The organism is Kitasatospora sp. NPDC056184 (assembly GCF_042268405.1).
Classification (GTDB): domain Bacteria; phylum Actinomycetota; class Actinomycetes; order Streptomycetales; family Streptomycetaceae; genus Kitasatospora.
Genome location: NZ_JBHJUI010000014.1, coordinates 134,024 through 155,500, shown reverse-complemented (window position 1 = coordinate 155,500; position 21,477 = coordinate 134,024). Strand labels below are relative to the sequence as shown.

Annotated in this window: 16 protein-coding genes; 5 read left to right on the top strand and 11 right to left on the bottom strand. The window is 76.1% G+C overall.

What is annotated here, in order from left to right; genetic code table 11:
• Positions 1-85: 85 nt before the first annotated feature.
• From ACFC0B_RS26610 to ACFC0B_RS26580, 7 genes are all read right to left on the bottom strand, one after another.
• Positions 86-1,945, bottom strand: coding sequence for a non-ribosomal peptide synthetase (locus ACFC0B_RS26610; protein ID WP_376090712.1), 1,860 nt, complete (start codon positions 1,943-1,945; stop codon positions 86-88).
• Between the two features lie 41 nt (positions 1,946-1,986).
• Complete coding sequence (locus ACFC0B_RS26605; protein ID WP_376090709.1) at positions 1,987-3,258, bottom strand: acyl-CoA dehydrogenase family protein; 1,272 nt, start codon at positions 3,256-3,258, stop codon at positions 1,987-1,989.
• On the bottom strand, positions 3,255-6,443 hold the full coding sequence (locus tag ACFC0B_RS26600) for an amino acid adenylation domain-containing protein (RefSeq protein WP_376090706.1): 3,189 nt from the start codon (positions 6,441-6,443) through the stop codon (positions 3,255-3,257). The genes ACFC0B_RS26605 and ACFC0B_RS26600 overlap by 4 nt, the downstream gene beginning before the upstream one ends.
• A gap of 255 nt (positions 6,444-6,698) precedes the next feature.
• Entirely contained in the window at positions 6,699-8,075 is a 1,377-nt protein-coding gene (locus tag ACFC0B_RS26595; protein ID WP_376090703.1) for a non-ribosomal peptide synthetase, read from the bottom strand.
• 25 nt (positions 8,076-8,100) lie between these two features.
• Complete coding sequence (locus tag ACFC0B_RS26590; RefSeq protein ID WP_376090700.1) at positions 8,101-9,492, bottom strand: MFS transporter; 1,392 nt, start codon at positions 9,490-9,492, stop codon at positions 8,101-8,103.
• 371 nt (positions 9,493-9,863) lie between these two features.
• Complete coding sequence (locus tag ACFC0B_RS26585) at positions 9,864-10,748, bottom strand: hypothetical protein (RefSeq protein WP_376090697.1); 885 nt, start codon at positions 10,746-10,748, stop codon at positions 9,864-9,866.
• 74 nt (positions 10,749-10,822) lie between these two features.
• Complete coding sequence (locus ACFC0B_RS26580; protein ID WP_376090694.1) at positions 10,823-11,275, bottom strand: PPOX class F420-dependent oxidoreductase; 453 nt, start codon at positions 11,273-11,275, stop codon at positions 10,823-10,825.
• Between the two features lie 272 nt (positions 11,276-11,547).
• Here ACFC0B_RS26580 and ACFC0B_RS26575 point away from each other — a divergent pair, with 272 nt between their 5' ends.
• The gene (locus tag ACFC0B_RS26575; RefSeq protein ID WP_376090691.1) at positions 11,548-11,973 is read left to right on the top strand and encodes a hypothetical protein; all 426 of its coding nucleotides are present in this window, start codon (positions 11,548-11,550) and stop codon (positions 11,971-11,973) included.
• A gap of 139 nt (positions 11,974-12,112) precedes the next feature.
• Positions 12,113-12,787 carry a class F sortase gene (locus ACFC0B_RS26570; protein WP_376090688.1) on the top strand — a complete coding sequence of 225 codons (675 nt, stop codon included), beginning with the start codon at positions 12,113-12,115 and terminating at the stop codon, positions 12,785-12,787.
• A 103-nt stretch (positions 12,788-12,890) separates the two neighbouring features.
• Here ACFC0B_RS26570 and ACFC0B_RS26565 read toward each other — a convergent pair whose 3' ends face one another.
• The 3 genes from ACFC0B_RS26565 to ACFC0B_RS26555 form a co-directional block, all read right to left on the bottom strand.
• On the bottom strand, positions 12,891-13,922 hold the full coding sequence (locus ACFC0B_RS26565) for a methyltransferase (RefSeq protein WP_376090685.1): 1,032 nt from the start codon (positions 13,920-13,922) through the stop codon (positions 12,891-12,893).
• Positions 13,923-13,991: 69 nt separating this feature from the next.
• The gene (locus ACFC0B_RS26560) at positions 13,992-15,143 is read right to left on the bottom strand and encodes a right-handed parallel beta-helix repeat-containing protein (protein ID WP_376090682.1); all 1,152 of its coding nucleotides are present in this window, start codon (positions 15,141-15,143) and stop codon (positions 13,992-13,994) included.
• 282 nt (positions 15,144-15,425) lie between these two features.
• Entirely contained in the window at positions 15,426-16,724 is a 1,299-nt protein-coding gene (locus ACFC0B_RS26555) for a cytochrome P450 (RefSeq protein ID WP_376090679.1), read from the bottom strand.
• A gap of 151 nt (positions 16,725-16,875) precedes the next feature.
• Here ACFC0B_RS26555 and ACFC0B_RS26550 point away from each other — a divergent pair, with 151 nt between their 5' ends.
• The 3 genes from ACFC0B_RS26550 (at position 16,876) to sph (ending at position 21,249) form a co-directional block, all read left to right on the top strand.
• Positions 16,876-17,886 carry a deoxyribonuclease IV gene (locus ACFC0B_RS26550; RefSeq protein ID WP_376090676.1) on the top strand — a complete coding sequence of 337 codons (1,011 nt, stop codon included), beginning with the start codon at positions 16,876-16,878 and terminating at the stop codon, positions 17,884-17,886.
• Positions 17,887-17,964: 78 nt separating this feature from the next.
• Positions 17,965-20,067 (top strand): MMPL family transporter, encoded by a 2,103-nt coding sequence (locus tag ACFC0B_RS26545; RefSeq protein WP_376090673.1) that lies wholly within the window; start codon positions 17,965-17,967, stop codon positions 20,065-20,067.
• 168 nt (positions 20,068-20,235) lie between these two features.
• Positions 20,236-21,249, top strand: a complete 1,014-nt coding sequence (gene sph, locus ACFC0B_RS26540) for a sphingomyelin phosphodiesterase (protein ID WP_376090670.1) — start codon at positions 20,236-20,238, stop codon at positions 21,247-21,249.
• A gap of 25 nt (positions 21,250-21,274) precedes the next feature.
• On the opposite strand, the gene ACFC0B_RS26535 is transcribed toward sph, so the two are convergent.
• Complete coding sequence (locus tag ACFC0B_RS26535) at positions 21,275-21,475, bottom strand: hypothetical protein (protein ID WP_376090667.1); 201 nt, start codon at positions 21,473-21,475, stop codon at positions 21,275-21,277.
• Between the last annotated feature and the right edge of the window lie 2 nt (positions 21,476-21,477).

Sequence of the window (21,477 nt, the reverse complement as noted above, 5' to 3'; positions counted from 1 at the left end):
CCTTCCGGGCGCCCCGGCGGGGAGCCGGGGCGCCGTGCGACGGTGGGAGGGAGACGGTGGGAGGGAGGGGAGCGGCGGCGGCCGGTCAGCCGGCGGCGCCCGGAGCGCGCTCGTCGAGCAGGCGCGCCACGGCCCGCAGGTCGGGCCGGCGCAGCAGCTCCGGGGCGCGCAGCCGCACGCCGCACTCCTCCTCCAGGGCGGCGAGCAGCCGGGCCGCGGTGACGGACGTGCCGCCCGCGTCCAGGAAGTTGTCGTCGAGGGTGAGGCCGGTGCGGCCGAGCAGCTCGCGGCAGAGCCGCAGGACGGTCCGCTCGGTGGGCGTGGCCTCCTCGGTGCCGGGCCGGCCTCCCTGCTGGGCGGCCGCCTCCTCGGCCTTGACCAGCGCGGCCCGGTCGATCTTGCCGTTGGCGTCCAGCGGGAAGGTGTCGACCAGTCGCAGCACGCTCGGCAGGGCCTGCTCCGGCAGCCAGGGCCGCACGGCGTCCAGCAGGCGGGCGCCGTCCACCGGCCCGGCCTCGCCGGCGGGCTGCGCGAAGGCGAGCAGCTGGGCGCCGCCGCCGGCCGGGGCCGGGCGGGCGACGACGGCGGCGCGCCGCACCCGGGGGTCGCGTTCGAGGGCGGACTCGACCTCGGCCGGTTCGATCCGCACTCCGCTGACCTTGACCTGGTCGTCCAGCCGGCCGAGGAACTCCAGCTCCCCGTCCGGGCGCATCAGCACCCGGTCGCCGGTGCGGTAGACCCGGTCGGTGCCGTCGACCTCGTCGGGCGCGGAGACGAAGCGCTCGGCGGTCAGCCCGGGGTCGAGGTAGCCGATGGCCAGGCCCTGGCCGCCGATCCGCAGTTCGCCGGCCTCGCCGCGCGGCAGCGGGCGGCCGTGCCCGTCGGTCACCAGGACGATCGCGCCGGGGATCGGGCGGCCGATCGGCGGCGCGCCGGCGCCGTGGTCGGCGCCCGGGGGCATGGTGTGCACGGTGGTGACGACGGTGGCCTCGGCCGGGCCGTAGGCGTTGTGGACGGTCGCGGCGACGTCCGGGCCGGGGGCCCGGCGCAGCCGGTCGCCGCCGATCATGAGGTGGCGCAGCGGCAGGTCGCCGGGCCAGGGGCGGTCCAGGACGGGTTCGGCGAGCGGGGTGGGCAGCACGCCGACGGTGATGCCGGCGGTGCGCCACCAGTCGGTGAGCGCGGCCGGGTCCCAGCGGACGGCGTCGGGGGCGACGACCAGCGCCGCGCCGGAGCTGAGGGCGGCCCACAGCTCCATCAGGTGCGGGTCGAAGGCGACGCCGATGAGCAGGCTGTGCCGGTCGCCGGGGCCGAGGCCGGTCAGCTCGCGGTACCAGGTGAGCAGCGCGCCGAGCGCGGTCTGGCCGACGGCGACCGCCTTGGGCAGGCCGGTGGAGCCGGAGGTGAGCACGGTGTACTGGGCGCCCTTGGGGGCCGCGGCGGCCGGCGCTCCGGCGGCCGCGGGGTCGGCGAAGGCGGCCACCGCCCCGGGCGCGCCGGGGGCGGCGAGCGGGCGGTGCCGGCCGTCCCGGTGGGCGGGCGGCAGCAGTGCCGGGTCGCCGATCAGGCAGGCGGGGCGCAGCTGTTCGGCGACGGCCCGCAGCCGGTGCTCGCCGGGGCGCGGGCCGAGCGGCAGGTGGACGGCGCCGAGTCTGGCGACGGCCAGGGTGACGGCGACCAGGGCGGCGGAGTGGTCCAGGCAGAGGCCGACCAGGTCGCCGGGCCGCACCTGCTCGGCCAGTTGCCCGGCCACCTCGTCGGCGAGGCGGTCGAGTTCGGCGTAGCCCAGGGTCAGGTCGCCGTCGATCAGCGCGGGGGCGTGCGGGGTGCGGCGGGCCCAGCTGGTGAACAGGTCGAGGACGGCGCCGTCGCGGTGCGGGCGGCCGTGGGAGACGGAGAGGCCGGGCAGGTGGGCGGGCACGGGGCGGGCCGGGGTCGTGGTCATGGTCATCCTCCGGACGTCGGTCGATGGTCGTCGGTACGGGGTCAGCCCAGGCCCATGGCCCGGGCCACGATCACCTTCTGGACCTCGGAGGTCCCCTCGATGATGGTGGTCATCCGGACGTAGCGGTAGAGGTACTCCAGCGGGTGGCCGCGCACCCAGCCGGTGGCGCCGTGCACCTGGAGCGAGCGGTCGACGGCGCGGACGGCGGTTTCGGAGGAGGTCAGCTTGGCGAGCGCGGCGTTCTCGGGGGCCTCGGTGCCGTCGTCGACCAGCCGGGCGCAGGCGAGGGTGAGCAGCTTGGCGGCCTCCACCTCGGCGCGGGTGCGCACCAGGTGCTCCTGGACGTGCTGGTAGTCGCCGATCGGCTGCCCGAAGGCCCGCCGCTCGCGGGCGTACTCGACGCCGAGCCGCAGCGCGTACTCGGCGATGCCGTTGCACATCGCGGCGACCACCAGGCGGCCCCGGGAGAGGCTGTCCATGGCGAGCCCGGTGGCGGCGCCGACGCCCTCCTCGCCGCCGATGACGGCGGCCGCCGGGGCGTACAGCCGGTCGAGGGTCAGCTCGAACAGCGGCTCGCCGGACATGCCCTCGTAGCGCTGGCCGATGCGCAGCCCGGGGTGGTCCATCGGCAGGACGAAGGCGGTGGCGCCGGCGGTCGGTCCGGAGCCGTCGCCGAGGTCGGTGGCGGCGACGACGAGCGCGAGGTCGGCCCGGTCGGCGTTGCTGACGAAGGTCTTGCGGCCGTTCAGCAGCCAGCCGTCGCCGTCGCGGACGGCGGTGGTGGTGAGCCGGAAGGCGTCGGAGCCGGCCTGCGGTTCGGTGAGCGCCAGGCAGCGGGTGCGCTCGCCGCGGACCAGCGGGACGAGGTGGCGCTCGATCTGCTCGGGGGTGCCGTGGCGCAGCAGCGGGCTGGGGCCGTCGGAGCCGGCCAGCGCGTAGGGGGCGAGCGGGCAGCCGCTGCGGCCGGCGGCGTGGTGGAGCTGTACGACGGCGGCGAACGGCATGCCGGAGCCGCCGAGTTCCTCGGGGTAGTCGCCGGCGTAGAAGCCGAGGGCGGCGGAGCGCTTGCGCACGTAGGCGCGCAGGTCGGCGGGCGGCTGGTCGGCGGACTCGGCCAGCTCGGCGGCGAGCGGGGCGAGCTCGCGGCGTACGAAGCTCTCGAAGGCGTCGGTGAGTTCGCGGTGCTCGGACTCCAGGACGGCGGAGGGGCCGGAGAGGCCGTTCACGGAGAGGCCGTTCACGGAGGGTCCGGGCGCGGAGAGGCCGTTCAGGGAAACTCCGGGCGCGGAGGCGAGGGACTGGGTCGGGTTCACTGCGGGGCTCCGGTCAGGGCGCGGGCCTGGTCGGCCAGGACGGGGTGCTGGAAGAGGGTGCGCAGCGGCGGTCGGCCGCCGAGGCGCGGCTCCAGCCAGGCGGCGAGCCGGGCCGCGAGCAGCGAGTGGCCGCCGACCTCGAAGAAGTGCGAGTCGGCGGTGAACCGGTCGTGGCCGAGCACCTCGCGCCAGGCCTCGGCGATCAGCGACTGGGCGGGGTCGGTGAAGGCCCGCGGCGCGGCCGCGTCGGCCGGTCCGGTGGGCTCGGGCGCCTCGGCGGCCAGCCGGGCGAGGGCCGTCCGGTCGGGCTTGCCGCCGGGCAGCAGCGGCATGGCGTCGAGGGCCGTCCAGCTCGCGGGGACGAGGCCGGCGGGCAGCCGGCGGGCCAGCGCGGCGTGCAGGGCGGCCTGGTCGGGCTGCGGGCCGCCGTCGAGGAAGCCGAGCAGGCGCGGGCCCGCGGTGGCGTCCCGGTGCAGGACGACGGCGCAGGAGCGGCCGCCGAGTTCGGCGGAGGCGGCGGCCTCGATCTCCTCCAGTTCGATCCGGAAGCCGCGCAGCTTGACCTGGTTGTCCTGGCGACCGAGGAAGCGCAGCCGCCCGTCGAGGTCGCGGTAGCCGCGGTCACCGGTGCGGTAGACGCGCTCACCGCCGAGCGCGGGGAGGGGGGTGAACCGGGCCTCGGTGGCGTCCGGCAGGCCGAGGTAGCCGTCGGCCAGCATCGCTCCCCCGACGGCGAGTTCGCCGACCGCGCCGGGCGGCAGCGGCTGTCCGCCGGCGTCCAGGACGTGCACGTGGACACCGGGCAGTTCGGTGCCGAGCGGGATCTCGGCGGCGTCCGCGGCGGCTTCCTCGGCGGCGTCGGTGTCGGCGTCGGCGTCGGCGTCGGTGAGGTCCGTCGCCTTCCTGAGGTCCGCGGCGGTGATCTCGTGCACGGTGGAGGTCACGGTGGCCTCGGTGACGCCGTAGGCGTTGAGGACGGTGACGGCGGTGCCGTCGGTCAGCCCGCGCAGGGCGCTCGCGGGCAGCCGCTCGCCGCCGAGGACCAGCAGCCGCGGGGACCAGCGGCCGTCCGCCAGCGCCTCGCGCAGGTCGGCGCGGACGGCGAGGGCGTAGCTGGTGGGCAGGTTGGCGACGGTGACGCCGCGGGCGGCCAGCACGGCCACCAGCTCGGGGCCGGTCGGCACCTCGCGCTGCGGCACCACCAGGGCGGCACCGGCCACCAGCGGGGGCAGCACCTCCTCCAGCGCCACGTCGAAGGAGGGGCGGGCGAACAGCAGCACCCGGTCGGCGGGGCCCAGCCCGTAGCGGGCGGCGATCGCGGTGGTCCAGCGGGCGAGCGCGCGGCGGCCGACCAGGACCGGCTTGGGCACGCCGGTGGAGCCGGAGGTGTGGATGAGGTAGGCGGCGCCGTCGAGCACGGCGGCGGGCTCGGCCTTCGGGAACGGCGGGCCGTCCAGCAGCGCCGGGGTCGACCCGGAGGGCAGGGCGAGCGCGCTCTGCCGGGTGGCCAGGACCAGTGCGGGGGCGAGCCGGTCCAGCAGCAGGGTGAGCCGGGCCCGCGGGTCCTCGGCGGACAGCGGGGCGTACACCGCGCCGTACCGCAGGCAGGCGAGCAGGGCGACCACGCTGTCCACGCCGCGCGGCAGGACGGTGGCGACCGGCTGGCCGGGGGTCACCCCGGCGGCGCGCAGGCGTTCGACGAGTTCGCCGACGCGGCGGTCGAGGTCGCCGTAGCTCAGCCGCTCGGTGCCGGCGAGCAGGGCGAGCGCGGTGGGGTCGTGGGCGGCGGCGGGGTCGAGGTCGGCCGGCTCGGGGGCGGCCGTCGCGGCGGCCGGGTCCGGGGCCGGGGCGGCCGCGAGGTCGGCGAGCGGGGCGTCCGGGCCGTCGAGGTAGCCGCGCAGCAGGTCGAGCAGCCGCTCGGCGAGCAGGGTCGCGACCGGTTCGCCGAACAGGTCGGCGTCGTAGTCCCAGACCAGGGTCATCCCGGCCGCGCCGTGCTTCTCGCCGACCACCCGGCGGTCGTCGGGCAGCAGGACGACGTCGAGGTCGAAGCGGGTGGTGCCGGTGTTGAAGCCCTCGTACAGCGAGACCTCCAGGCCGGGCGCCTGGACGTCGGGCAGCGGCGCGTCGTGCGCGCTGAACATCACGCCGAACAGCGGGTTGTCGGCGCCGCTGGTGTGCCGGCCGAGCGCGCGGGTCAGCTCCTGGACGGGGACGTCCTGGTGCGGCAGGGCGCGGAACAGCACGTCGGTCACCTCGTCCACCGCCTCCGTGCCGGGTGCGGCCGGGTCGAGCCGCAGGCGCAGCGGGACGGTGTTGACGAACATGCCGACGGTGCCCTCGAAGCCGGGCGGGCGGTTGCCCACCGCGGTGCCGACCACCAGTTCGCGGTGGCCGCTGTGGCGGCGCAGCAGTTCGGCGAAGAGCGTCAGCAGGGTGGAGAACGGGGTGTGCCCATCGGCCTTGGCGCGCTCGCGCAGCCGCTCGGCGAGGTCGGCGCCGATCGACTGGCGCAGCTGTCCGCCGCGGTGGCGGCGGTGCGCGCCGGGGCGGGCCAGGCCGGGCAGCGCGAGGTCGAGCGGGGCGTCGGCCAACTCACGGCTCCAGTAGGCGAGTCCGCGCTCGCGTTCGGCCTCCCGGGCGGCGCCGGCGGTGCGCACGTGGTCCTCGTAGGAGGGCGCGGCGGGCAGCGTGACGGTGTCGGCGGTGCCGAGCACGTGCGCGCGGTAGACGGTGAAGAGGTCGCGCAGCAGGATCGCGAAGGAGTGGCCGTCGTGCACCAGGTGGTGCTCGACGTGGATCAGCCGGTGGTGGTCGGCGCCGAGCCGGGCGAGGTGCCAGCGCAGCAGCGGGGCCTCGGTGGTGTCCAGCGGCTCGGCGGCCTCGGCGGCGAGCAGCGTCCGGAACGCGGCCTCGGGGTCGGGCTCGGCGCCCAGGTCGCTGGTGCGCAGCCGCGGTTCGCTCCGAGCGCCGACCCGCTGGAGCGGCAACCCCTCGGCCCGCTCGACCAGTTCGAGCCGCAGGCCGGGATGGTGGGCGAGCACGGCGGTGAGGCCGGCGCGCAGCGCTTCGGTGTCGAGCGGGCCCCAGAGGTCCAGGGCGGCGGTGAAGTTGTAGGCGCGGCTGCCGGGCAGCAACTGCTCGTGCAGCCAGACGATCTCCTGCGAGGAGGACAGTGCGAACATGGGCAACTCCCTTGTGGTGTCGGGTGGTTGTTCGGTTCGACGGTGCCAGGGGCGGGCGCCGTGGGGCCCGCCCGGGCCGGGCGCGCCGGGGGTGGTGGCGGGCGCGGCGGGGTGGTCGGGGCGCACCGGGGCGGCGCGCGGGGTCGGTTCCTCGGAGCCCGGTTCTTCGGAGGTGGGTTCTTCGGAGGTGGGTTCTTCGGAGGTCGGTTCTTCGGAGGTCGGTTCTTCGGAGGTCGGGGCGGTGCGGGTCGGGGGTCAGGCCGGTGTGCCGAGGTGGCGGCGCAGGGTGGTGAGCAGGACCGCGAAGGCCGCCTCCGCCGCGGAGTGCGGGTAGCGCTCGCGGTCCCAGGCCAGTCGGACCAGCAGGTCCTCGCCGTGCGAGGCGGAGACCGCGAGCGGCGCGGCGAGCGGACGGCCCGCCAGGTGGACCTCCCGCCCGGCGGCCCCGCCGAGCGGCAGCGGCGGGCGGCGTCGGAGGTCCTCGAAGGTGAGCAGTCCGTCGAGCGTGCCGGACCAGCTCGCCCCGGCCGCCCGGGCGGCCCGCACCACCTCGTCGTACGGGGTGTCCGCGTGGTCGAGGTCGTCCCACCAGGCCGCGCCGAGCGCGTCGAGGTCGCGGGGCGGGCCGGGCGGCGCCGGGTGGACGAGGGTATTGAGGAAGCAGCCGAGGACCGGGGCGGCGCCGGCCGGGCGGCCGCCCCACGGGTAGCCGATCGCGAGGACCCGCTCGCCGCCGTCGTCGCCGCCGTCGTCGCCACCGCCGCCGCCGAGATGGTGGGCAGCGGCGGCGACGGCGTCCAGCAGCGCGGGGAAGACCCCGCCGCGGGCGGCTCCGGTCACCGCGGGCAGCCGCTCGGCGGCCATCCCGGTCGACCGGGCGGCCCCGGCCGGGCGGGCCCCGTGCGCGGGCTCGGCGAGCGCGCCGAGCCGGGCGGCCCAGTGGGCCTGCGCGGCCGAGCTCACGGCGTTCGCCTCGGCGGCCAACTGGCCTTCCACCGCCGCCCGGTAGGCCTCGACGGCCTCGGTCCGGACGGCGGCCGGGGTTCCGTCGTCCGCGGCGGCGTAGGCGGCGCCGAGCCCGTCGGTGACCAGGCCGAGCGACTGCTCGTCGCAGGCGGCGTGGTCCAGGGCGACGGCGAGCAGTTCCTCCTCGTCGTCCGGCCCGGCCGCCAGCAGCAGGCGCAGCACCGGCCCGTCGGCCGGCCAGTCCAGCAGGGCCCGGCGCAGCGCGGCCCGGGCCGGTCCGTCCGGGTGCCCCGGGGCGTCCGGGTGTTCCGGGGCCTCCGGGCGCTCCGCCGCCGGTTCGACCGCGACGCGCGCCACCTCGACGGACGGTTCGCCCAGCCGGAGCACCGGGGTTCCGCGCAGCACGGTGAACTCGCCGCACAGTGCCGGGTGCCGCTCCGCCAGCCGGACGGCGGCGCGGCGCAGCCGAGGCAGGTCGACGGTGCCGCGCGGGAAGGCGAAGAACAGCGGGACGACGTCCGTGCGGGCGCGCGGGTCGCGGTGGCGGGTGATCAGGAAGCGGCGCTGGGCGCCGGTGAGCGGGAGCAGCACCGCCGGGGCGGCCTCGGAGGCGGAGGCGAGGGACCGGTAGCGGGCGAGGTAGGCGGCCGTGATGCTGGAGTGCACGGGAGGTTCTCCGCTTCGGTTCGGTTCAGGGCGTTCGGATGTCCAGGGGGTCCGCGTCGGCGGCGTCCGCCGGACGGTCGGCGGGGGCCTCGCCCGGATCCGCGTCCGGATCCGTGTCCGGGTCGCCGTCCGGATCCGCCTCCGGGCTGCCGTCCGGATCCGCGTCCGCCGGTGCGGGCGGCAGGTCCCGCAGGCCGCGCAGCGGCGAGAGCAGCAGCGGCAGCGGCACCACCAGGAAGCCCGCCGCGCAGAGCCAGAGCGCGGCGCGCGGTCCGGCCGCCTCGGCGACGGCGCCGCCGAGCAGGGCGCCGAGCGGCAGGGTGCCCCAGACCAGGAACCGCACGGTGGCGTTCATCCGGCCGAGCAGCCGGGGCGGGCAGAGGCTCTGCCGGAAGCTCACCTGGGCGACGTTGTAGACCACCGCGCCGAACAGCACCACCACCCCGCCGACCGCGAACAGCACCGGCCCGGCGCCGCCGTCGGCGAGCGGCCACAGCAGCGCGAACGGCGCGGTGACCAGCGGGGCGAGCAGGATCAGCCGGGCCTGCCCGATCCGCGCGGCCAGGCGGCCCGCGCACAGCGCACCGGCGAGCCCGCCGGTCGCCGTGACCGAGAGCAGGATCCCGATCGCGGCCGGAGCGAGGTCCAGGACCCGCACCCAGAAGACGGTCTGCACCGCCATCAGCACGGCGCCGAACAGGTTGGACAGCGCGGTGGTCGCCGCGATCACCCGCAGCAGCGGGTGCCGCGTCACGAACCGCAGGCCCTCGGCGATGTCCGCGCGCAGCGAGCGCCCGGGCTCGGGCGCGGGCAGCGCCTCCTCGGCGCGGATCCGGGTGAGCAGCACCGCCGAGAGCAGGTAGCCGGCCGCGTCGGCGACGATCGCCAGTGGTGCGCCGAGCAGTTGGACCAGCCCGCCGCCCAGGCCGGGACCGGCGATCTGGGCGGAGGAGCGGACCGTCTCGATCGCGCCGTTGCCGGCCACCAGGCGCTCGCGCGGCAGCAGCACCGGGAGGAAGGACTGGTGGGCGACGTCGAAGAAGACCGTCGCCACCCCGGTGACCAGGGCCACCAGGTAGAGCTGGAGCAGGCTGAGCGCGTCCAGCGCGGCGGCCGGCGGGATCGACCCGACGGCGAGGCAGCGCAGGACGTCGGAGCGGACCAGGACGGGCAGTTTGCGCATCCGGTCCAGCCAGGCGCCGGCGGGCAGACCGACCAGCAGGAAGGCGGCGGTCTCGGCGGCGGTCAGCAGGCCGACCTGGAACGGCGTGGCGTCGAGTTCCACCACTGCCACCAACGGCAGTGCGACCAGGGTGACCTGACTGCCCGCCTGCGCCGCGACGGCCCCCGAGAGCAGGAGCCGGAAGTCGCGGCGCGCCGGCGGATCGGTACGGGAGGGGCGAGGCGTTCCGTTCATCGGTTCGACTCTCGGTTACCGCTTCGCTACCGGGCAACCGGCTGGCCGGATTCCGGCCCCCGCCCGAATCGTCCGGATACCGCCGCCCCCTCGGCCTCCGCTCACCGGCGGGCCGCGCGCCCGATTCCGGCCCGACGCCCGGGCGGGCGGGCGTGACCAGCGGTGACGCCCCGACCACCCCTCGGACACGCGCTGTCCACGGCTACGTCCGCTATCCGGACAGCCACTTTCGCGCCAGCGGACGGTCATCCTCAACTTGGCCGGAACACTTGAGGTGTTGACGCTCCGTCACTTGATGGTGGCTCGGGCGTGGTATCCGCACGCGCGCGGCCCCCGGACCGGGGATCGGTCCGGGGGCCGCGGAGGTCGCGTCAGGCCAGGTCGAGCCCGGCATCCGGGGTACGACCCGCCTGGGCCTGCTCGATGCGCTTGACCAGCATCGCGGCCAGCCGCCGGGTGCCCGCCGGGTCCACCGGCCCGCCCTCGGTGGTGACGGTGGCGACCACCGTGCCGGAGCGGAGCACCACCGCCACGCCGTCCCGGCCCGCCAGCTGGCCCTGGAAGGCGCGGCTCTCCGTTCCCAGCGGGCCCATGTCCGCCGGTCCGTACTTGGTGGTGTCGCCGTAGGAGGCGTACGTCTCCTTGAGGCGCTCCTGGGCCTGGGCGCGGCCGGGCAGGGTGTCGACGCCGAAGCGCACGGTCACCTCGCCGGCGCTGTACCGGGCCTGCCCGGTCAGCGGCTTGCCGGTGCACGGCGCGACGGCGGTGCAGGTGGTGGCGTGGTCGGCGGTGTCGACCCGGCGCTTCTCCTCCTCCCAGCCGGTCATCGCCTTCTGGTCGGGCAGGAGCTGCGCGACCAGCGCGGAGTCGAGCAGCGTGGTGTCCGAGTCGGGTCCGGTGGTCGCGCCGGGCCCGCTGCCCGGCTGTCCGGCGCCGGCCGGCGCGGAGGCGGCCGGCGTGCCACCGGCCGGGGCGCCGCTGGCCGGGGCACCGCCGGTGCCGCCCACCGGGGCGCCCGGAACCGGGGTGCCGGCCGACGGGGAACCGCCCGCCGCCGGGGTGTCGCCCGGGGCCGCCGGGGTGGCGCCGCCCCCGGGGGCGGCGCCGTCCGTCGCGCCCGGGCTCGCCGATGCCGTCGGGGCGCCCTTCGCCGTGTCCCCGGAGTGCTTCGAGCCTCCCGAGCTGCAGGCCGCCACCGCCGCCAGCAGCACACCCGTCGCCGCCGCGGCGACCACCTTCCGACCGGCCGTGCCCATGTCCCGCCCCTCTCGTGTCCGTGGCCCCTCAAGATAGACGCGCCGCCGGACGGCCGGTTCCCCGGGGCGGGCGCTCAGGCGCCGTCCGGCGGGGTGGCTCCGGGGGCGCCCGGCGGGAGCGGCTCGACACCGGTCACCCGGCTGACCCTGGTCGGCTCGATCAGCACGACCACCCGCCGCTCCCCCGGGATCCCCCAGCCGAAGCGCTCGACGCCGAGGTAGGTGCGGGCCAGCCGGTCCATGTTCCGCTCCGCCTCCTCGCCCTCGACGAAGCGCACCACCCGCCCCCTGATCTGCACCCGGTCGTACGGGTCGGCGGGGTCGGCGAGCGACAGGCAGACCCGCGGGTCCCGCCGCAGGTTCCGCTCCTTGACCCGTCCGACGGAGGTGTTGAACAGCAGCAGGTCCCCCTCCATCCCCACCCACATCGGGCTCACGTGCGGCGACCCGTCGGCGTTGACCGTACCGACGTACCAGATGTGCCCCGCCGCGATCCGCTCCCGGACGTCCTTCGAGATCTCGACCATGCGCCGAGTCTGCCCGCCCCGGCCCGGCCGCATTCCGCACCCCCGGCCGCGCTCCGCTCCCCCGGCCGCGCTCGTCACCCGGACCGCCCAGGGCACTCGGGTGAACACGCCCGGGACTTCCACCCGAAGGGCGCACCGGCCGGGCCGCCGCTGCCGCCTTCCGGTGGCAGCGGCGACCACCGTGGTTGACGTTGGATCAGGCGCCCGCCCGTGAGTCCCCTGGCCGACGACGTGTCGGCGATCGCGGGTCCCGCGCCGGAAGGATCATCATCATGCGTTCTGCACGCACGCTGCTCGCCGGGGCCGTCGTGGCCGCGGCCCTCACCGTCGGTACCCCGCTGGCCTTCGCCGACGGCGCCTCCGACCAGGGCAAGAACCTGACCTGGCAGGAGAAGCAGGAGAAGGCGGCCAGCCCCGAGGGCCAGAAGACCTGGGAGGAGAAGCAGAAGGGCTCCTCCGGCACCGAGGAGCAGAAGGCCCCCGAGGGCAAGGGTTCCGAGGGCAAGGGCTCGGAGGGCAAGGGCTACGAGGCCAAGGGCGAGGAGAAGGCCCCGCACGGCGGCGTGCACACCGGCGGCGGCGGGCTCGCGCTCTCCGGCGGCGGCCTCGCCTCCGGCGCGGTCCTGCTGCTCGGCGGCCTCGGGGCGGGCGCGGTCGCGCTGCGCCGCGGCCGCCGCACCGCCGGCGCCGCCATCTGATCCCGCGCCGTTCCCGCCGCCTCCTTCTCGTGGCCCGCGCCCGGTACGCCGGGCGCGGCGGAGGCGCGCGGGGCGGCGCTTCGCCGTGTCGGGCCCGCGGCTTCCGGAGCGCGGGCCACGGAGAGGAGAACGAGCGACGATGGCCGCTCCGGTCCCCGGGACCTCCCGGCTGCTGCGCACGGGCATGGGCGCCGCGGCGCTCGGTCTGCTGCTGATCTACAACTCGGTGGACACCGTCCCCGCGGACGGGTCCGCCCCGGGGCAGGCCGCGCCCCCGGCCGCCACCGCCCCCGCCGAGGCCGATTCCGCGGGGGCGCCCGCCGCGCCGGTCGAGGCGGCGCCGCCGCTGAACCGGTCCGCGCCGGCCCGGCTGCGCATTCCGCAGATCAACGTGGACGCCCCCTTCACCGAGCTCACCCTGAACCCCTCCGGGCAGCTCAACCCCCCGCCGCCGGACGACAAGAACCTGGTCGGCTGGTACCGCGACGGCGTCTCGCCCGGCGAGCGCGGCGCCGCGGTGGTCGCCGGGCACGTCGACACCAGCAAGGGACCGGCGGTGTTCCTGCTGCTCAGCCTGATGCTGCCGGGCAACAAGGTGGAGGTCCAGCGGGCCGACGGCAGCGTCGCCGTGTTCGCGGTCGACGCCGTCGAGACCTTCGCCAAGGACGCCTTCCCCGACCAGCGGGTCTACGGGAGGACGCCCGACGCGCAGCTGCGGCTGATCACCTGCGGCGGCACCTACGACAAGAAGCGCCGGGACTACCTCGACAACGTGGTGGTCTTCGCGCACCTGGAGTCCTCGCGCAAGGCGTGAGCGCCTCCGGGCGCAGCGGCCGCCGGCCCCCTCCCGAAGGGGGGACCGGCGGTCGCGGCGTATCGGCCGTCGCGGCGTTCCGGCGGGCCCGCCGGCGGACGGGTCAGCCGCGCACGACGGCCTCGAAGGCGTGCAGGTACGGGTTGACCGGGCGGACGTCGCGGACCTCCAGGCCGGCCTCGGTCATCAGCCGGACCATGCTCGACTCGGAGTGCTTGGCGCCGCCGACGTTGAGCATCAGCATGAGGTCCATGGCGGTGGTGAACCGCATCGAGGGGCTGTCGTCGACGAGGTTCTCGACCACCACGACCCGGGCGCCCCGGGGGGCCGCCGCGACCACGTTCGCCAGGGTGCGGCGGGTGCTCGCGTCGTCCCACTCCAGGATGTTCTTGATGATGTAGAGGTCGGCGACCACCGGGATGTCCACCCGGCAGTCCCCGGGGACCAGCCGGGCCCGGTCGGCGAAGGCGCCGCCGTCGCGCAGCCGGGGGTCGGCGCCGGCGACCACCTTGGGCAGGTCCAGCAGGGTGCCGTGCAGCGCCGGGTGCTTCTCCAGCAGGCTGGCGAGCACATGGCCCTGGCCTCCGCCGATGTCGACCACCGAGTCGATGCCGGTGAGGTCGAGGTAGGCGGCGAAGTCGGCGGCGGACTGCCGGCTGGAGGTGGTCATCGCCTTGTCGAAGACCTTGGCGGACTCGCCCCCCTCGCTGTGCAGGTAGTCGAAGAACTCCTTGCCGAACAGCTCGGGGAAGACGTTGCGGCCCGAGCGCACCGCCTCGTCCAGCTTCGGCCAGGCCTCCCACGTCCACGGCTCGGTGCACCAGAGGGAGATGTAGCGCAGGCTGTTCGGGGCGTCCTCGCGCAGCAGCCGGGACATCTCGGTGTGGCCGAAGCGGTCGCCGTCGAGCTCCTCGAAGATGCCGTAGCAGGTGAGGGCGCGCAGCAGGCGGCGCAGCTGCCGGGGCTCGGTGCCGAGGTCGGCGGCGAGGTCGGTGACGGTGGCGGGGGTGTCGCCGAGCGCGTCGGCGGCACCGAGCCGGGCGGCCGCGCGGACGGCGGCGGCGCAGGCGGCGCCGAAGACGAGCTCCCGCAGGCGCATGGCGGCCTGCGGGGTGGTGGCGGGTGCGGTGGTCATGGACCGTTTCTCTGCTTTCTGCGGGAGCGGGAGCGGGAGCGGGGCTTCGAGGTGGGGTGGGCGGACCGGTCAGCAGTGGCCGGCCGGCTCGGAGACCGCGCACTGGTTGCGCTCGAAGGCGTTGTCGGTGCCGGTGTCGCGGTCGGCGAGGTCGGCCGGGCCGTTGCCGAGCACGAGGTTGTCGGCGACGGTGTTGCGGGCGTTGGCCACGCCGACCACGCTGTGGACCAGCACGATGCCGCCGGAGAACGGCGAGGCGCCGACGTTGTCGCGGACCTCGTTCTCCGTCACCGCCGTCTCCTCGGCACCGGTGAGCACGATGCCGGCGCCCTGGATGTGGTCCAGCCGGGGGTTGGGCGGGCAGTAGCGGTTGTTGGCGACGACCTGGTTGCGGTGGACGGTGAGCGCGCCGGCCCGGGGCACACCCTCGTCGCCGACGATGAAGACCCCGCCGCAGTTGCCGTGGATCCGGTTCCGCTCGATGCTCAGGTCGCGCAGCCGGCGCACGGTCACGCCGACCCGGTTGTCGGTGAGCACATTGCCGCTGACCAGGGTGCCGTCGGTGGAGAGGGCGCCGCCCTCGCTGTCGACGGAGTTGGCGAGGAAGACGCCGGACTGGCCGTTGCGGGTGGACTCGTTGGCGGTGATCACGCCCCGGGTGGACCTCTCCTGGCTGATGCCCTGCTGCCCGTTGTCGTGGACGTAGGTGGCGCGGACGGTCAGGCCGGTGGTGCCGGTGGCGTTGATGCCGTTCTTGCGGAAGCCGGTGACGGCGAGCGCCTCGACGGTGACGCCGTCGAGCGGGCGGTCGTCGGTGCCGACCACGCAGAGGCCGTGGCCGGCGGTGGCGCAGGCCGCGGCGCCGTCGGCGGAGGCAGGAGCGGGAGCGGGGGCGGGAGCAGGGGCGGGAGCGGGAGCGGCTGCCGGCTGATCGGCCGTCGGGGCCGCCGGGAGGATCACGCTCTCCGGGCCGGCGCCGCGCAGGGTGAGGTTGGGCGTGCTGATCCGGACGCTGCCCCGGTACTCGCCGGGGAGCAGCTGCACGGTGTCGCCGGGGCGGGCGGCGTCGAGGACCTTCTGGATCGACTCGCCGGGAGCGACCACGTGCAGCTCGCCGGAGGCGTGCGCGGGCGCGGCGCCGACGGCGGTGAGGACGGTGGTCAGGGCGGTCGTGGCGGCGGCGGTGGCCGCGGCGAGGTGGTGAACCCGTCGCGTGGGCATGAGGTGACCTGCTTTCTGGCACGCCGCCGCGTGGGAGCCCCGACGCGCTCGTGGGGGCCATCGGCACGGTGACGCAAGGTGAGCGGGTGATGACGGCCGGTGGGTGTCGGCCGAACCGACGCTAGGGGTGCGCGGGTGCCCCCGCCACCAGGGTTGGGCTGCCGGACTGACGGGCCGTCGGGCCGGGCGGCTCCGGACGGGCGCTCGGTCCGGACGGGCGCTCGGTCCGGGCGGGCACTCGGTCCGGGCGGGACGGATCCGGACGGGGCGGGTGGTGGCGCGTCAGCTCATCCGCGCCCCCAGCCGGACCGGCAGCTCCGCCAGGTGCCAGGCCACCGGGTTGGGCCCGCGCCGCACCTCCGCCGGGGCGACGGCGAGCGCGAGATCGGGGTGGCGCAGCAGCAGGGCGCCGAGGGCGGCCACGGCCTCCTCGTGGGCGAGCACCGCGCCGAGGCAGCGGTGGGCCCCGTGGCCGAAGCCGAGGTGGGCGTCGTGGTGCGGGGCGGTGGCGCGCCCCAGGTCGAGCCGCTCGGGCTCGGCGAAGACCCGGGGGTCGTGGTTGGCCCCGGCCAGGATCGGCATCACGGCCTCACCCCTGCGGATGAGCGTCCCGGCGAGCCGCACGTCCTCGGTGGCGTAGCGCGGCAGTGCGCCGAGCGTCGGGCCGCACCAGCGCATCAGCTCGTCGACGGCGGCCGGGAGCAGGCCCGGGTCGGCGCGCAGCAGGGCGAGCTGTTCGGGGTGGGCGAGCAGGGCTGCCGTCCCGTTGCCGATCAGGGTGGCCGTGGTCTCGTGGCCGGCCACGATCAGATTGAGGATGAGCGAGACCGCCTCGACCGGGTCGAGGGTGGCGCCCTCGGCGGCGGCGAGGTGGGAGACCAGGCCGTCGTCGGGTTCGGCGCGCCGGCGGTCGATCAGCTCACGGGCGGCGGCGACCATCGCGCGCAGAGCGTCGTCCAGCCCGGGGCCGGCGCCCCGGCCGAGGTAGGAGCTCCACTCGCGCCACTGCGGCCGGTCCGGCTCGGGGATGCCCAGCAGTTCGCAGATGACGGTCACCGGCAGCGGGTAGGCGAAGTGGGCGACGAGGTCGACCGTGCCGTCGGCGTCGGCGTGGTCGCGCAGGGCGCGGGCGTGCTCCTCGGCGAGCCGTTCGATCCTGGGCCGCAGCCGGCCGACGGCACCGGCGGTGAAGGAGGGGTGGACCAGGCCGCGCAGCCTCCGGTGCTCGGCGCCGTCCGCGTCGAACACCCCGGCGCGCAGGTACGTCTCGCACTCGGGCGGCAGGCCGCGCGCCCGCCAGACCTGCTCGGTGCGGTGGGCGGGGCAGGCGCCGGGCACGTTGGCCGCGTCGTTGACGAACCGCGGGTCGGCGAGGACGGTGCGGACGTCCTCGTAGCGGGTGACGATCCAGAACGGCTCGACCCCCGGGACGGTGCCCCGGGCGAGCGGAGCCCGTTCACGGATCCGGGCGAAGGCCTCGAACGGGTTCCGCACCACCTCCGCGTCACGCAGGTCGACCGTCTCGACGGACTCAACCGACTCGAAGGGCTCGAACGACTCGACGGGCTGTGTGGTGGTCATGCGTACCTCCCTCGGCACCCGGGCTCGGTGCTCTCACGAACCAAGACGGGCCCCGCACCACCCGGGGACGACCGGGCCCTCCCGATTCACCCGATCGGGTGGGAACGACCGGGCGCGGGAATCCCACCGCCCGCATGCCATGCTCGGATCCATGAGCACCGCCACCGCCGCGCCCGCCACCGCCGCACCCACCGCCGCGCCCGCCACCGCCGCACCCACCGCCCCGCACCCGCCGTCCCCCGCCGACCGGGCCGGCCGCAACCCGATCGGCGCCCATGTCCCGGTGGCGGCCCGGGGCCTGGCCGGGACCGGCCTGGCGTACGCCCGCCGGGTGGGCGCCGAGTCGGTGCAGGTGTTCGTGGCGAACCCGCGCGGCTGGGCGACCCCGCCCGGCAACCCGGCCCAGGACGAGGAGTTCCGCGCGGCCTGCGCCGAACAGGCGATCCCCGCCTACGTGCACGCTCCCTACCTGATCAACTTCGGCTCCGACACCCCGGCCACCCGCGAGCACTCCGCCGCCTCGCTGCGCCACTCGCTGCTGCGCGGACACGCCATCGGCGCGCTGGGCGTGGTGCTGCACACCGGTTCCGCGGTCGGCACGGCACCGGACGGCGGCCCGCGCCGGGCCGAGGCGATGGCGCAGGTCCGGGCGGACGTCCGCCCGCTGCTGGACGAGCTGGACGCGCTCGGCGACGACGCGCCGTGGCTGCTGCTGGAACCGACCGCCGGACAGGGCCGTTCGCTCTGCTCGCGGATGGAGGACCTCGCCGAGTACCTGGACGCGCTGGACGGCCACCCGAGGGTCGGCGTCTGCCTGGACACCTGCCACGCCTTCGCGGCCGGCCACGACCTCGCGGCCCCGGGCGGCGTCCGCGCGACGCTGGACGCGCTGGTCGCGGCCGCCGGCCCGGACCGGCTGCGGCTGATCCACGCCAACGACTCCGAGGACGCCGTCGGCGCCCGCAAGGACCGGCACGCCAACATCGGCGACGGCCTGATCGGCGCCGAGCCGTTCCGCGAGCTGTTCGAGCACCCGGCGACCGCCGGGGTCCCCCTGATCGTGGAGACCCCGGACCGCAAGCACGGCGGCGACGGCACCGGCCACGCCCGGGACATCACCGCGCTCAAGGCGCTGCGGACGCGCGCCGCCGTACCCGCGTAGCCGTCCCCGGGCTGCCGGTGCGCGGCCCCGGTGGCACGCTGGAACGAGTCACGCGCCCCGAGGACGGGGGGTCTCCCGATGAGCCCGACCCGGAAGTTGGCCGAGCTGCCGTGCGGACGCCGCAGCAAGTGGGTGGTGCTGGCCCTGTGGCTGGTGCTGCTGGTGGTGGCCGGCCCGCTGGCGGGCAAGCTCACCGGCGCCCAGGACAACCAGGCCTCCAGCTGGCTGCCGAGCAACGCCGAGTCCACCCGGGTGCTGGACGAGCAGCGGGCGTTCCAGCCGGTGGACACCGCCCAGGCAGTGGTGGTCTACGTCCGGGACACCGGGATCACGCCCGCCGACAAGGTCGAGGCGGCCCGGGACACCCAGGCCTTCGCCTCCGCCCCGCACGTGCTCGGCCGGGTGAACGGGCCGGTGGAGTCGGCGGACGGCCAGGCGCTGCAGACCATCGTGCCGATCGACATCGGCACCGGCGGCTGGCAGGACCTGCGCCCGGCGGTGGACAGCCTGCGCGCCACCGCCGCCGCGGACAGCCTCGGGATGACCACCCACGTCACCGGCCCGGCCGGGGTCGGCGCCGACCAGGCGGAGGCCTTCGCCGGGATCGACTCCACCCTGCTCGCGGCCACCGTCAGCGTGGTGATCGTCCTGCTGCTGCTGACCTACCGCAGCCCCGTGCTGTGGATGCTGCCGCTGTTCTCGGCGGCCGGGGCGCTGGTGGTCGCGCAGGCGGTGATCTACCTGCTGGCCGACCACGCCGGGCTGACCGTCAACGCGCAGAGCGCCGGCATCCTCATCGTGCTGGTGCTCGGCGCGGGGACGGACTACGCGCTGCTGCTCACCGCCCGCTACCGGGAGGAGCTGCGGCGGCACGAGGACCGGCACGAGGCGATGGCCTTCGCCCTGCACCGGGCCGGGCCCGCGATCCTGGCCTCCTCGGCGACCGTGGTCGTGTCGATGCTCTGCCTTCTCGTCGCCGAGATGAACTCGACCAGCGGGCTGGGTCCGGTCTGCGCGATCGGCGTGCTGGTGGCGCTGCTGGCGATGCTGACCCTGCTGCCGGCGCTGCTGGTGATCGTCGGACGCTGGGTGTTCTGGCCGGTGCGGCCGGCCTTCGGGACGCCCGAGCCGACGCGGACCGGCCGCTGGGCGCACGTCGGGGCGTGGATCGGGCGCCGTCCGCGCAAGGTCTGGATCGGCACCACGCTGGCGCTGGCGGCCTGCTGCGTCGGCCTGGTCTCGCTGAACGCGACCGGTCTCAGCACGGCCGGCACCTTCACCGGCAAGCCGGACTCGGTGGTCGGCCAGGAGGTGCTGGAGCAGCACTTCCCGGGCGGCACCGGCGCGCCGCTGACGGTGATCTCCGCGGCCGGCGAGGCCGGGGAGGTGCGCGCGGTGACGCAGCGGACGGCCGGGGTGGCGGGCACCACGGAACCGGTGACCCACGAGGGCCGGGCGATGTTCCAGGCGACGCTCGCCGACCCGCCGGACAGCCAACCGGCCAAGGACACCGTGGACCGGCTGCGGGCCGCCGTGCACGCCGTGCCGAACGCCGACGCCCAGGTGGGCGGCTCGACGGCGGTGATCCTGGACGCGGGCCGGGCCGCGACCTCCGACAACCGGACGATCATCCCGCTGGTGCTGGGCGTCGTCCTGGTGGTCCTGGCGCTGCTGCTGCGCGCGGTCACGGCGCCGCTGGTGCTGATCGCCACGGTCGTGCTCTCCTACGCGGCCGCGCTCGGGATCAGCGCCTTCTTCTTCGAGCACGTCTTCCACTTCGAGGGCCAGGACAACGCCTTCCCGCTGTTCGTCTTCGTCTTCCTGGTGGCCCTGGGCATCGACTACAACATCTTCCTGATGACCCGGGTCCGCGAGGAGTCCGCCCAGCACGGCACCCGGCGCGGCGCGGTGACCGGGCTGGCCGCCACCGGCGGCGTGATCACCTCGGCCGGCCTGATCCTGGCGAGCACCTTCGCCGTCCTGGGCACCCTCCCGATCGTCGGCTTCGCCGAGATCGGCTTCGCGGTGGCCCTCGGCGTGCTGCTGGACACCCTCGTGGTGCGCTCCGTGCTGGTCACGGCGCTCACCCTGGACCTGGACCGCCGGATGTGGTGGCCGAGCGCGCTGTCCCGGCACAGCCCGCCGTCCGAGCACGAGCGGGAGCTCGCCGGACAGCGCTGAGCGCGACCCGCCGGGCCGAGCCGGGACCCACCGGAGCCGGGCGAGTTGTCCAGGCAAGTTCGTGCGTTCAAGGAGGAGTTGGCCAGACAGCTTTAAGTTACCGACGCGTTCATACTGTCATCGTTCACTGTCTGGACGAACGTGGCCCGCTGTCGATTCACTGCGGGCATGCCAACTCCCTCCGCACGCCTCGCCGCCGTCTGCACGGCCGCCGCCGCCCTGCTCGCCCCGCTCGCCGCCGCGCCGGGCGCCCACGCCGCCCACGCCGACAGCGCCTCCGCCGGGCGCGCCTCCACCGCGCCGGCCGCCGTGCCGCCGCTCAAGGTGCTGACGTACAACGTCTTCCTGATGAGCAAGAACCTCTACCCCAACTGGGGCCAGGACCACCGCGCCAAGGCGATCCCCGCCGCCGACGTCTTCCAGGGCCAGGACGTCGTGGTGCTCCAGGAGGCCTTCGACAACGCCGCCTCCGACGCGCTGGTCGCCCAGGCCTCGGCCGCGTACCCGTACCACACCCCGGTGGTCGGCCGGTCGACCGGCGGCTGGGACGCCACCTCCGGCAGCTACAGCTCCGCCACCCCCGAGGACGGCGGTGTCACCCTGCTCAGCAAGTGGCCCATCCTGCGCAAGGAGCAGTACGTCTTCAAGGACGCGTGCGGATCGGACTGGTGGTCGAACAAGGGCTTCGTCTACGCCGTGCTGAACGTCAACGGCCTGCGCACGCACGTGATCGGCACCCACCTGCAGTCCACCGACACCGGCTGCTCGGCGGGCCGGCCGGCGGCGGTCCGGGCCGCCCAGCTCAAGGCGATGAAGGCGTTCGTCGACGCCAAGAACATCCCGGCCGCCGAGCCGATCGTGCTCGCCGGCGACCTCAACATCGACGCGCACGGCAGCGAGTACCCCGCGCTGCTGGCCAACGCCGGCGTGGCACCGGCCACCACCCGCGACGGCTGGGCCAACTCCTTCGACACCGCGGACAACTCGATCGCCGCCTACCGCTACCCCGGCGAGCCGAAGGAGGACCTCGACTACGTCCTCTACCGCGCCGACCACGCGCGCCCGGCGACCTACACCAACACGGTGGTCCGCTTCCACAGCGCGCCGTGGACGGTGAGCAGCTGGGGCACCAGCTACACCTACGACGACCTCTCCGACCACTACCCGGTGACGGCGGGTTAGCGAAACGGCGGGCGGTTCGCCGGGGTCAGCCGGTCCCGGTGAACCGCCGGTAGGCGGCGGCGAGCGCGGCGTCCAGCGGGCGGCCGCGGGAGGTGAGGCCGGAGGGGCCCAACTCGTCGAAGGCGGTGGCGACTTCGTCCTCCGTCCGGTCGGCCGGATCGGGGACGGCGCCCTGCCAGAAGACGTCGAGCAGCTCGGTCAGCGGTCGTTCGTCAGGGGCGGCCACGG

Bases quoted from the DNA above. Each gene is read 5' to 3' on its own strand.
- ACFC0B_RS26610 (WP_376090712.1), bottom strand. From the start codon at position 1,945: ATGACCACGACCCCGGCCCGCCCCGTGCCCGCCCACCTGCCCGGCCTC.
- ACFC0B_RS26600 (WP_376090706.1), bottom strand. From the start codon at position 6,443: ATGTTCGCACTGTCCTCCTCGCAGGAGATCGTCTGGCTGCACGAGCAG.
- ACFC0B_RS26590 (WP_376090700.1), bottom strand. From the start codon at position 9,492: ATGAACGGAACGCCTCGCCCCTCCCGTACCGATCCGCCGGCGCGCCGC.
- ACFC0B_RS26585 (WP_376090697.1), bottom strand. From the start codon at position 10,748: ATGGGCACGGCCGGTCGGAAGGTGGTCGCCGCGGCGGCGACGGGTGTG.
- ACFC0B_RS26580 (WP_376090694.1), bottom strand. From the start codon at position 11,275: ATGGTCGAGATCTCGAAGGACGTCCGGGAGCGGATCGCGGCGGGGCAC.
- ACFC0B_RS26575 (WP_376090691.1), top strand. From the start codon at position 11,548: ATGCGTTCTGCACGCACGCTGCTCGCCGGGGCCGTCGTGGCCGCGGCC.
- ACFC0B_RS26570 (WP_376090688.1), top strand. From the start codon at position 12,113: ATGGCCGCTCCGGTCCCCGGGACCTCCCGGCTGCTGCGCACGGGCATG.
- ACFC0B_RS26565 (WP_376090685.1), bottom strand. From the start codon at position 13,922: ATGACCACCGCACCCGCCACCACCCCGCAGGCCGCCATGCGCCTGCGG.
- ACFC0B_RS26560 (WP_376090682.1), bottom strand. From the start codon at position 15,143: ATGCCCACGCGACGGGTTCACCACCTCGCCGCGGCCACCGCCGCCGCC.
- ACFC0B_RS26555 (WP_376090679.1), bottom strand. From the start codon at position 16,724: ATGACCACCACACAGCCCGTCGAGTCGTTCGAGCCCTTCGAGTCGGTT.
- ACFC0B_RS26550 (WP_376090676.1), top strand. From the start codon at position 16,876: ATGAGCACCGCCACCGCCGCGCCCGCCACCGCCGCACCCACCGCCGCG.
- ACFC0B_RS26545 (WP_376090673.1), top strand. From the start codon at position 17,965: ATGAGCCCGACCCGGAAGTTGGCCGAGCTGCCGTGCGGACGCCGCAGC.
- sph (WP_376090670.1), top strand. From the start codon at position 20,236: ATGCCAACTCCCTCCGCACGCCTCGCCGCCGTCTGCACGGCCGCCGCC.